Raw genomic sequence first — 10962 nt, forward strand, 5'->3', positions numbered from 1 at the left:
GCGCCCCTTGATGACAGAGCCACCGCAGTCGAAACCCCCGTCCGCCCATCAGCCGACCGTGCTCGTCGTCGGCGCCGGCCCGACCGGACTCACGGCAGCCCACCTGCTCGGCTCCCGCGGCGTACATGTGCTGCTGGTCGAACGCAACGCCACCACCAGCAACGACGCCAAAGCCATCAGCCTCGACGACGAGTCACTTCGCACCCTGCAGTCCGCCGGTCTCGACGAGGCGGTGTACCGGATCATCGTGCCGGGCACCGGAACCAGGTACTTCGGCGTCGGCGGACGTCCGCTCGTGCACGCCCGCGGCACCGGCGGACAGCGATACGGCCACCCCTTCAAGAACCCCTTCGCCCAGCCGGACCTCGAACGGGTGCTGCGCGAGCAGTTGAACCTCCTCCCCACCGTCGAAGTGCGCTTCGGCACCCGGCTGACGGCCCTCAGCCGACGTCCCGACCGGGTGCGCGTATCGCTGAGCGCGGACGGCGAGGACCAGCGGGCCGAGGAACTGGACGTCTCCTACGTCCTGGGCTGTGACGGCGGCCGCAGCACCGTACGGGAACTGCTGTCCATCCCCATGCGCGGGCGCAGCTTCCCCGACGTATGGCTGGTGGTCGACACGCTTCAGGACACGCACGACCAGCGCTACGGAATGCATCACGGCGAGCCCGGCCGTCCCGTCGTCATCGTTCCGGGCCGCGACGGACGCTGCCGTTACGAGTTCCGCCTCAGGCCCGGTGAGTGCGAAGCGGGCGGCCCTCCCCCGTTCGAGCTGGTACGCCGGCTGCTGCGGCCCTACCGTGAGATCGCACCTGAGCAGGTGGAGCGCGCGGTCGCGTACAGCTTCCACGCGCTGTTGGCCGACCGGCTGCGTGACTGGCGCTGCTTCCTGCTCGGTGACGCGGCCCACATGATGCCCCCGTTCGCCGGGCAGGGTCTCAACTCCGGCCTGCGGGACGCCGCCAACCTCTGCTGGAAGATCGGCGACGTCCTGGCCGGCCGAGCCGGTGACGCCCTGCTCGACAGCTACGACACCGAGCGACGCCCGCACGCCCGGGCCGTCATCGACCTCTCCGTACGGCTCGGCCGGATCGTCATGACCACGAGCCGCAGCCGCGCGCTGGTGCGCGACATGCTGGTGCGCGCCGCCATGTGCACACCGCCCGGACGCCGCTACCTCACCGAGATGCGCTACCGCCCGGACACCCGCGTATGCTCCGGGGCCGTCGTCCGTCTCGACGGCCCCGAACAGTCGCTCGTCGGCACGCAACTGCCACAGCCACGGGTCCTGCGCGGGCCACACCATCAGGTCACCCGACTCGACGATGTCCTCGGCCAGGGCTGGAGCCTGCTGGGGATCGGCGTGACCGACACCGACTGGGCGGCCGCGGTGCGGGCCGGCCTCCCGGACGCCGGACGTGTGGACGTCCATCTCGATGACCGCACCCCCCGTGACCACGACGACCGGACGGGGATAGCCGACGCCGACGGCTGCCTCGAGGCCCTCCTCTCCGATCTGTCCGGACACTTCGTGCTCGTACGCCCCGACCGTCTGGTGGCTGCCGTGTTCGCTGCGGACCGAGCCGAGCACGTGGGGGCGAAGCTCCGGCGAGTCCTGGGCAATGACCTGGACGCCACCGCCCCACCACCCGGCGAACCCACGCCGCCGACCGTCGGTTCGCGCACCACCGACGTCGAAGTCCAGCCAGACATCCAGGGAGTACACCGATGAGGCTCAGCACTGTCCGTCTCGCCGACGAGCGCGAGCTCACCACCGCCGCTCGGCAGGAAGGTGACGAACTGGTCCTGCTTCCGTACTCCGACGTGGGTGCTCTGCTGTCCTCGGGTGACGACTGGATCGGACGGGCGGCCGTCGCGGACAGCGAGCGTATCCCGCTCGCCGAGGCACGGCTCGCTCCCGTGGTGCCCCATCCCAACAAAATCGTCTGTCTGGGACTCAACTACGCCACCCACATCAAGGAGATGGGCCGCCCTACTCCCACGCACCCGACCCTGTTCGCCAAGTACGACGGTTCTCTGATCGGGCCGCACGAGGACATCCACATGCCAGCAGTGAGCGACGACCTCGACTGGGAAGCCGAACTGGGGGTCGTCATCGGGCGCCGCGGCCGCCATGTGCCGCGCAGGAACGCACTCGACCACGTCGCCGGATACACCGTCGTCAACGACGTCACCGTACGGGACTGGCAGCACCGCACCAGGGAGTTCCTCTCCGGCAAGACGTTCGAGGCCACCACCCCCGTGGGCCCGGCCCTCGTCACCCCCGACGAACTCCCGTCCGGTGCCTCGGGACTGACCATCGCCTGCAGCGTCGACGGCCACACCATGCAGAAGTCCAACACCGCCGACCTGCTCTTCAACGTGGCCGACGTCATCTCGTACGTCAGCACCATCATCACGCTGCTGCCCGGCGACCTGATCTGCACCGGAACTCCGGGAGGAGTGGGGGCCGGCCGCGACCCGAAGGTGTTCCTGCGGCCCGGGCAGGAGCTCGCCACGACCGTGGAGGGAATCGGGGAACTGCGCAACACCGTCGTCAAGGACCGGCTGTAGACCGGCAGCCGGACGCGGTCTGCGTCGGCGCGCCGCCACCCACTAGAGTGTCTCGTATGTCAGGAACCGCGTCCCCCAGCTACCGCGACCGCAACTCCACTGCCGACCGGGCACTCGACATCCTGACCATGTTCGACGACACGCACCTCGTCGTCTCCGGCACCGCGGTGGCCGAGCACCTCGGCGTCGCCCGCTCCACCGCGTACCGCTACCTGCAGAGCCTCGTCGCCGGGCGCTTCCTCGAAGAGGCTCCCGGGGGCGGCTTCCGCCTCGGCCTGCGCGTCCTGGAGATCGCCCGGCTGGCGCGGCGCAGCTACGGCCTGTCGGAGGTCGCGCTGCCGTCCATCGAAGCGCTCGCCGAGGAGGTGGGTGAGACGGTGCTGCTCACCCGCCGTGCCGGAGACCTCGTGGTGTGTGTGGACCGCGCGGAGAGCGCGAATCGCGCGGTGCGCATCTCCTACGAGCGCGGCAGCGCCCTGCCCCTCAACGCCGGTGCATCCGCCCTGGTCCTGCTCGCCTGGAGCCCCGCGGAGGAGGCACGCCGCCTGCTGGAGGCCACCCGGTTGCACCGCTTCACCCCGGCCACCCTCACCGACGTCGACGCGCTGATGGAACGCCTGGGCCGCATCCACCGCCTGGGCTACTCCATCACCCGCGGCGAACTCGATCCCGACGTCGTGGGCATCGCGGCACCCGTCCGCAACGAGAAGGAGCAAGTGGTGGCGGCCGTGAGCGTGGCCGCCCTCGCCTCCCGGGTGTACCCGGAGGCGGAGGCGGAGATCGCGCAGAAGGTACAGCGGACGGCACGCGAGATCAGCGAGCGGATGACCGTCGTCGCGGGGTGACTACGCTCTTCCCGGCAGGTACTCGGCCACACCGCGGTCCAGGACGGTGCCGCGGCACCAGCCAGGTCACTTCGAGGCCGCCCACCCCACCCCCGACGCGAATTCGGAGGCGGCCGCCGCCCGCGCGGGGAGGCCGACTTACGGTCCACCCCTTCCACACCGGACGAGCCGCCGCCGAGCCGATCCCCCGCCCCGGCGGCGGAGTCCCATTACACCGGAGCGGAGTCCGACGCCGCCGGGGCTAAGTCCGACAAGAGAGGGACGGAGCACGGCACTGCGGACGCGGAATCCGGCGGCGCAGGCGCAGAGTCCGGACGCGCGAGGACGGAGTCCGGTGCCTCCGGGGCCGAGTCGCCCACCACTGCCGGACCCCGGAAGACCACTGCCCCCGGCGCGACAGAAACCTGAGGCGTCGAGGAAGCCACTGCCACCGCCACCCCGACCCCGCCCGCGGCAGCGGCAGCGGCAGCGGCAGCGGCGACCGGAACCACTGAGACACCCGAGGAGCACGTCGCCGTAGCGGCAGCCGTCGGGACCGCGCCGCCGGGTGCCAAGACCAACACCGGCGTCGGCAGCGGACGTCCCCGCAAGCCGATCCTGGCCGGGGCAGCGGTAGTCGGCGCCGCGCTGATCGCAATACCCCTGCTGCTGACCGGCAGCGCGAGGGACGACGGACCCTGCGACTCCGCGAAGAGGTTGGCCGCGGCGGGCTCCGCCCCAGCCGCCCTCGACGACTACGTGGCCGAGAAGCCCAGCCCGTCTCCGAAGTCGACGAAGAGCGTGCCCGCGAAGGTCACCGCTCCCCAGCCCGCCGCGCCCGAGCCGGAGACCAACCCGAGCGGCATGTCCGAGACGAAGCCCAAGGCGAAGCCCAAGCCGAAGGCGAGCCCGAAGCCGAACTGGAGCACCGAGACCGTCTTCGCGACCAGCCTCCTGGAAGTCAACCAGGTCTGGAACGCCAACCGCATCGGATGGTCATGCAGATCGACGGCAACCTCGTCGTCTGCAACGAGCAGGGCAAGCCGACCATCGGCATCCATGACTTTCGGCGCGAACCACCGGGCGACCTTCCAGCAGGACGGCAACCTCGTCATCCACAACGGCGACGACCGCCCCATCTGGGCCTCCCAGACCTGGGGCCACGAAGGAGCCCAACTCGTCCTACGGGCCGACGCCAGGTGGTCACCGTGCAGAACGGCGGAGTGATCTGGTCGACCTGACACCCTCTCCAACGCGAGGTCAGCGAACCCCGTCGATGCCTCCGGGCGGGCTTTCATCGCGCCGGCGGATTGGCCTACATGAGCGTGCGCAGCTCCCATACAGTCCCCCTCCCCACACATGCCCGCCTCGCCGACGCAGGAGAAGACATGCCTGAAACCACACCGCAAGCGCATGCCCGCAATCCATGCGCTTCCCTCAACCCCCCTTCACCGAGCCCAACCCACTGAGGCACCCGTGAGGCGGCTGGTCGTGCGGCTGCTCCTGGCGGGACTCGCGACGCTGTTGGGGCTCTCGGTCGCCCCACCCTCCCTCCACCGCGCCAGATGCCGTCGTCGCGCCCCGGGCCGCCCCGTTCAAGGTCATCGCCTTCTACAACGGCCCTTGGGACGCCGCGCACATCGGAAGCTGGTGGCGTAGCCCATGGCGTTGTCGGTGCCGCAGTCGCTCAGATGGCGGTCCGGCCGCCGTCGGCGGCGAGGATTGCACCGGTGACGTAGCTGGACCGTGCCGAGGCGAGGAAGGTGACCACCGCGGCGATCTCCTCGGGTTGGGCCGCCCTGTTCAGCGGAACGGTGGCGCCCAGTGCGTCGAACCGCTCCCGTGCTTCGGGGCGCGTGAATATCGGGCCGGGGGCCACGGCGTTGACGCGGACGTTCCGGGTTCCGTATTCGAGTGCCCAGGCGCGGGTGAGGGAGGCGAGTGCGGCTTTGGTGGCGCCGTAGGCGGCCGCGCCGGCCAGACCGATCGTTCCAGCCATGCTGCCGACGTTGATAATGCTGCCGGAGCCTCGTGCTGCCATCCCCGGCGCGAATCCGGCGACAAGCTGGAACGGGGCACGCACGTTGAGGAAGTACATGGCGTCGAAGGCGTCGAGGCCGAGTGTCTCGCTCGGCCCCCAGAGCGAGCGTCCCGCGTTGTTGACCAGGATGTCGATGGGGCCGGCCGCTTCGATGAGGTGTGCGGTCTGTGCGGTGTCGCTCAGCTCGGCCGGGAGGTGCCGGGCGCTGCCGCCCGCCCGGGTGATCTCACTGACGATCTCTTCTGCACGCTTGGTGTCCCGTCCGTGGACGAGGACCTGCGTACCGGACGCCGCAAGCTGCAGCGCGATGGCGCGGCCGAGGCCCGTGGTCGCTCCGGTGACCAATGCTGTCTGTCCTCGCAGTTCAAGGTCGGGGGTGCTCATGTTGTCGCCTGCTCTCTGGCATCATCGCCGCGCTGCGGCGTGGTGGTTTTCGCTTTGCCCTCGACGAGAGGCTTGCGGCGTCTCGGGTCAGGGCGGCCAGCGTCGCCGCCAGGGCGGAGACGGCGGCGATGGCCGGTGTCCCGGTGTTGACCGCGGTGTGGAGGTCGGTTGCGGTGGCGATGGCGCCGAGCGTGAGTGCTGTCACCGCCTGCATCAGGTAGGCAATGAGATACAGCGCCGACAGTGCGCCGGCCCGGTGATGTGTGGGCGCGTGGGCGTTGAGCAGTCCGAGGCCACCGGTGAAGAGCAGGCTGTAGCCGATGCCCGCGGTGAGCGCGAAGAGCAGGAAGACGGTCAGTGAGTGGATGGCGGCGGCCAGGATCAGCAATCCGAGCGCGGTGATCGCGCCGGTGGCGCCGAGCATGATCGAGGTGCGGGGGCGCACATTGCGCACGAGGATCGCCGCGGCCCCCATGACCGTGGCGAACAACGCGATCACAGATCCGCTGACCAGGGCGTCCGCAGATCCGATGAGTTCTCTGGCGATCTGCGCGCCCAGGGAGAGCAGCACGGCGCCGACGATGAATCCGGCCGTCACTGCGACCGCGGAGGTGGTGAAGACGATCCGCAGGGAGCGGGGGACGCGCAGCCCGCGCGGTTGCCAGGATCCCTTCGCCTCGGCCTTGGTGTGCCGGGGCAGGTGCCAGGCGGCGGTGAGGACAAGTGCGGTGACCGCGGTCAGGATCCAGAAGTTGCCGTGTATGGGGTCGGGGCCGAAGTCGATCAGCAGTCCTCCTGAGAGGACAGCCAGGGCCAGGCCGACTGCGGTGGCCGCCGTGGTGATCGCGCTGGCGCGTTTGGTGACGCCTTTCGCGCTGAACTCGACGACGGCGGCGGATGCAGGCCCCATGGCAAGAACGACCCCGAGTCCCATCAGTGCGCGGCCGGCGAACACCCATCCCACGGCCGGGGCGACGGCGAACAGGGCCGCGCCCGTGAGAGATGCGGTGAGCCCCAACAGGATGCTGCCACGGCGGCCGATGTAGTCCGCGAGATCACCGAACACGATCAACGTCGCCACCAGCGCTACGGGGAACACGGCGAAGACGCTGGTCGTGGCCGTGGCTGTCAGATGCCATTGGTCGGTATAGAGGGGATAGGTGACCGTCGGAGCCGCACTTGCCCACAGGGCATGTCCCACGACCGCGGTGGACGTCCAGAAACTTGCCCGGCGGTTCGGTACGCGCATGGAATCGGCCGTCCCTTCTTGGAGGAGTGGTCAAGAGGCAGACCCGCTCAACGCGGCGCGTGCGTCGGCAGGGCCGTGGCCGACAGTTCGGCCGCCGCCGGATGCGTTCACTGGTCGGGGGGTGCTTCTATCTGTTCGGTCAAGGTCTGTGGACTTGGTCAGGCTGTTTGTTCGTGCCTGGGTTGGTAGAGGGTGCGGTGCTTGAGCATGGCGTCCAGGGCGCAGCACGTCGATCGAGGTGAAGTTGTTGCTGGTCACCGGGTTTTCCCTCCCCGGAGTCACAACCGGTGGCCCGCCGGGGCACCGGAGATCGGCAGCCACATTACGCAGCCCTGCCTGTAGGCGGACACGCTTCCATCAGCGACCATCCGGTGCCGCCAGGACCGGCGACAGCACCCCCCGGATCATCAAGGACAGGGGCAACGAGTCATACCGGGCCTGGAGGCCACAAGCCCGAACCGGGCTCTACAAGGAAGGTAATGGGCGAGGCGGGCGGGGGTGACGCCTTCGCATGCCGTTCCGAGCTGGGTGCCTCGGCCATACGGCGGCTGATGCACTGGCGCGAGGTGACGGCGAAGCGGGTGAGCCGTTGGGGCTCGGTGAGCGCCCGTCACGGCCGTACTGCCGCGTTGGGCTGGCTCCCGGCCCGCCTGGCGGAGGGCTCGGGGTGCAGCCGGGACCTGTCAGACGGCGGTGCGACCGCCGTCGACGGGGAGGATGGCGCCGTGGACGAAGCTGGCGGCGTCCGTGGCGAGGTAGGCGACGGCCGAAGCGATCTCGTCTGCGGTACCGGGACGGCCGGCCGGACCGACAGCGGCCAGCGCCTTGAGTTCCTCTTCCATTCCAGCGGTTCCCTCGGTGCGTGTCGGGCCGGGACTGACCGCGTTGACCCGTATACCGCGCGGTCCGTACTCAGCGGCCCAGGCCTTGGTCAGCAAGGTGAGAGCGGCCTTGCTGGAGCCGTACAGGCTCATTCCTGAGGCGCCGATTTCGGCTGCCATGGTGGTCACGTTGATGATCGCGCCGTGGCCGCGCTGAGCCATGGCCGGAGCGAGTTCGGCCACCAGGAAGTAGGGGGCCTTGACGTTGAGGGCGTAGACCGCTTCGAAGTCCTGCTCGCTGGTCTCATGAGTGGGGCCGAAGGGGAAGATGCCGGCGTTGTTGACCAGGATGTCCACCTGGCCGGCATGCTCCTTGGCGCGCTCGGCCAGGGAACGGACAGCAGCTGCGTCGCTCAGGTCGCTGGCCAGGAAGAGGGCTTCGCCACCAGCCGCACGGATGTCCTCCACGACCTGCTGGCCACGGGCCTGGTTGCGCCCCGAGACCACGACCTTGGCTCCGAGCCGGGCCAGCTCGACTGCTGCTGCACGGCCGATGCCGCTGGTAGCGCCCGTGACCAGCGCAGTGGTACCCGACAGTTCTGAGCTCACGATTACTCACCGTTCTACTGAGTTGATGTCCGGATCAGCTGAGTGGGCCCGTCCGGGCCCGCCCAGTCAGCTGGTGTAAGCACCCGGGATCCCTGACGCTTCCTCCGGCCCGCCTCACTGCGGTTATCGCGGCCATAAGCGCCCCCTGGATCCCCCCTGAGCCGCGTGAATTCCCCCGCCATGGCGCTGCCAGCACCCCGCCGGAGCGCGGGTGGCTGGTGCACTGCCCACAGCACTGTCGGCAGCGGACCGTTTGCGGCCAGGCTGTCACTGACAGGAAGTGGAACACCGCGTACCGCACGCTGCGAGAGCCATCCGCGCAGGCGTGATGACGACCTGCCGGGTAGCCGTGGGGGCCTTGCGAAGAGCGACAGGGAGCGGACGTGGGTTACGCCCGTAGGAGCAGATTCGCCCTGCAGCATTCGCCAGCGAGAGGATTGTTCCTTCCTCACCTACGAAGCCCGGTGTTGTCGGGCACTCGCTGTCGTGCTGCGAGGAGTCCCAAACGCCGACATACGCTCGATTCACCGCTCGCCGACGCGGCCAGCGTGGCAGATGACCGCCCCGGCAGTGCGGAGCGATAGCTCTTCCTTATGACCGCCCTCAGCGAGTGATCTCGCCGGCGGCTATCGATCGGCCCCCCTGCTGGGGTTATGTCCTGGCATACGAGGTCAGACGCGGTCACGTCACCGGCGGGCAGCCGGTGCTCATCCGGCGCAGCACCCGCCGACAGCGTCACCGTTTGCTCTCTGCGTGCACCCCATTCTCCCCTGGAGGTTGTCCATGTCCCGCCTGTTCAGACGTCGCCGATTCCTTGCCGGGGCGGCCGGCACGGCCGCAACTGCGGCACTCGGCTCTGCGGGAGCCTCGGCGTCGCCGCAGACCCGGATACCGGCGCAGCGGCCAGCTCCGCGCACCCCTGCCTACTTCACGGCGTTCAAGAACCTGGCCATGAGCCGTACTACGGAAGGCGTTCTCACAGTGCGCTTTCACACCGATGGCGGTCCGGCCACCTTCACCGGCGAGATGCACACCGACTTCCCGCGCGCGCTGTACGAGATCGGCGAGGACCGCGACAACCGCGTCCTGGTGCTGACCGGCACCGGCGACCGGTTCATGACCGACATCGACGGCGCCAGCCTCGGCGACATCACCAAGCCCGCCACCTGGGACCGCCTCTACGCCGAGGGCCGACGGGTGATGCAGCGCCTTGTTGATCTGGAGATGCCTGTCATCGCCGCGGTCAACGGCCCCGCCTCCGTCCACAGCGAGTACGCGTTGATCGCCGACATCGTGGTAGTGGCCAGCAGCACTGTCTTCTCCGATGCCCCGCACCTGACCTTCGGCATCGTCCCCGGCGACGGCGTACAGATCGTGTGGGAAGAAGTTCTGGGCAGCAGCCGGACGCGCTACCTGACTCTGACCCAGGGGTCCTTCACCGCGAAGCAGGCCGAGCGCTGGGGCGCGGTGGCGGAAGTTCTGGCCTTGGACAAGGTCCTGCCGCGCGCCCAGCACCTCGCCAAGGAACTCGCCGCCAAGCCCCACCTGCTGACGCGGTACGTGCCGATCACGCTGCGTCAGCGCATCAGCCGCCGTATGGCCGGAGGCACTCAGGTCGGCATGGCATTCGAAGGCCTCACCGCCGCCGACCTCGCCTACCAAAAGTAGAACCTTCCGAGACCACGTCACCGGACCGCTACTCGCCCCACTTCACATACCCGCGCATGACGCAGCCAGGACCCCACAGGCGGGAGTCTGCTGCGGACACGACCTGTGCCTGGGCCGCCGACCCACCTAGGGGTCGCCGGCCCAGGACGGTTACGCTGAAAGCGGCCCCCCTCCCCGCGTCGTACGCGCGCTCAATGTCCGTCAGAGCAGGGGCGGTGGGACTTATCGCGTTGCGGGCTGGTCCAGGGCGGCGATCAGGTGGCCTAGGTCGCGGCGGTGCGAGCTGGCACTCCATACAGCCCATGTGCGCCGGACGATCGGATGGCCGACGAGCGGGAACCACGTGACCGTGTCCGGCAGCGGTTGAGACCAGCCGGGAGGTGCGAGCGTGAAGGCCCGGCCGGCACTGACCGCCGCGAGTTTGACCTCGGCGATCAGCGGCTGATTGTCTGGGACCACCGGGCCGACCTCAATCCCGTGACTGCGTAGGATGGCTGTCAGTTCGTCATACCAGGCAGGGCTGCCCGACCGGGGAAAGCCGACCCAGTCCAGCCCCTTCAGGGCATCCAGCCGGATACCTTCAGGCCCGGCCAGCCCGGCGGCACGCTCGGCTGCGAGCAGGACGCCCAGACGTTCCTCGACCACGAGCATCGCGTCGAACTCCTGCCCCATGGGGCGCTCCCGCAGCAGACCCAGATCGAGGCTGTTGTTCTGCAGTTCCGCCAGCTGAGTGGAGGTCGACAGGTGCCGCGCCTGGACCCGCGTGCCCGGATGGGCGGCAGACAGATCGAG

Annotated in this window: 10 protein-coding genes; 5 read left to right on the forward strand and 5 right to left on the reverse strand. The window is 69.4% G+C overall.

The annotated features are described in order from the left end of the window. Window positions 1-10: 10 nt before the first annotated feature. The 3 genes from PH203_RS41925 to PH203_RS41935 are packed head-to-tail and all read left to right on the forward strand — an operon-like array spanning window position 11 to window position 3419. The gene (locus tag PH203_RS41925; RefSeq protein WP_289927348.1) at window positions 11-1732 is read left to right on the forward strand and encodes a bifunctional 3-(3-hydroxy-phenyl)propionate/3-hydroxycinnamic acid hydroxylase; all 1722 of its coding nucleotides are present in this window, start codon (window positions 11-13) and stop codon (window positions 1730-1732) included. Continuing rightward, on the forward strand, window positions 1729-2574 hold the full coding sequence (locus tag PH203_RS41930; protein ID WP_289927349.1) for a fumarylacetoacetate hydrolase family protein: 846 nt from the start codon (window positions 1729-1731) through the stop codon (window positions 2572-2574). Before PH203_RS41925 ends, PH203_RS41930 begins: the two co-directional genes overlap by 4 nt. A 56-nt stretch (window positions 2575-2630) precedes the next feature. Further along, window positions 2631-3419 carry an IclR family transcriptional regulator gene (locus PH203_RS41935; protein ID WP_289927351.1) on the forward strand — a complete coding sequence of 263 codons (789 nt, stop codon included), beginning with the start codon at window positions 2631-2633 and terminating at the stop codon, window positions 3417-3419. Between the two features lie 734 nt (window positions 3420-4153). Here PH203_RS41935 and PH203_RS49840 read toward each other — a convergent pair. Then, window positions 4154-4459 (reverse strand): hypothetical protein, encoded by a 306-nt coding sequence (locus PH203_RS49840; protein ID WP_354671309.1) that lies wholly within the window; start codon window positions 4457-4459, stop codon window positions 4154-4156. Between PH203_RS49840 and PH203_RS49845 the strand changes: the two genes are divergently transcribed. Further along, a complete protein-coding gene (locus PH203_RS49845) occupies window positions 4458-4625 on the forward strand; it encodes a hypothetical protein (RefSeq protein WP_354671310.1) in 168 nt (55 codons plus the stop codon). The two genes, PH203_RS49840 and PH203_RS49845, sit on opposite strands and share 2 nt — an antisense overlap. A gap of 460 nt (window positions 4626-5085) precedes the next feature. Here PH203_RS49845 and PH203_RS41945 read toward each other — a convergent pair whose 3' ends face one another. From PH203_RS41945 to PH203_RS41955, 3 genes are all read right to left on the reverse strand, one after another. Further along, window positions 5086-5823 (reverse strand): SDR family oxidoreductase, encoded by a 738-nt coding sequence (locus PH203_RS41945; protein ID WP_289927352.1) that lies wholly within the window; start codon window positions 5821-5823, stop codon window positions 5086-5088. Continuing rightward, window positions 5804-7072, reverse strand: coding sequence for an MFS transporter (locus tag PH203_RS41950; RefSeq protein WP_289927353.1), 1269 nt, complete (start codon window positions 7070-7072; stop codon window positions 5804-5806). The genes PH203_RS41945 and PH203_RS41950 overlap by 20 nt, the downstream gene beginning before the upstream one ends. Before the next feature lie 683 nt (window positions 7073-7755). Continuing rightward, complete coding sequence (locus PH203_RS41955) at window positions 7756-8502, reverse strand: SDR family NAD(P)-dependent oxidoreductase (RefSeq protein ID WP_289927354.1); 747 nt, start codon at window positions 8500-8502, stop codon at window positions 7756-7758. 951 nt (window positions 8503-9453) lie between these two features. On the opposite strand from PH203_RS41955, the gene PH203_RS41960 reads away from it, so the two are divergent. Beyond that, on the forward strand, window positions 9454-10170 hold the full coding sequence (locus PH203_RS41960; protein WP_289927355.1) for an enoyl-CoA hydratase/isomerase family protein: 717 nt from the start codon (window positions 9454-9456) through the stop codon (window positions 10168-10170). A gap of 222 nt (window positions 10171-10392) precedes the next feature. On the opposite strand, the gene PH203_RS41965 is transcribed toward PH203_RS41960, so the two are convergent. Further along, window positions 10393-10962 (reverse strand): LysR family substrate-binding domain-containing protein (locus PH203_RS41965; protein WP_289927356.1); only part of this gene is annotated, 570 nt, incomplete at its 5' end.

The organism is Streptomyces sp. S.PB5, from assembly GCF_030403745.1.
GTDB lineage: Bacteria > Actinomycetota > Actinomycetes > Streptomycetales > Streptomycetaceae > Streptomyces.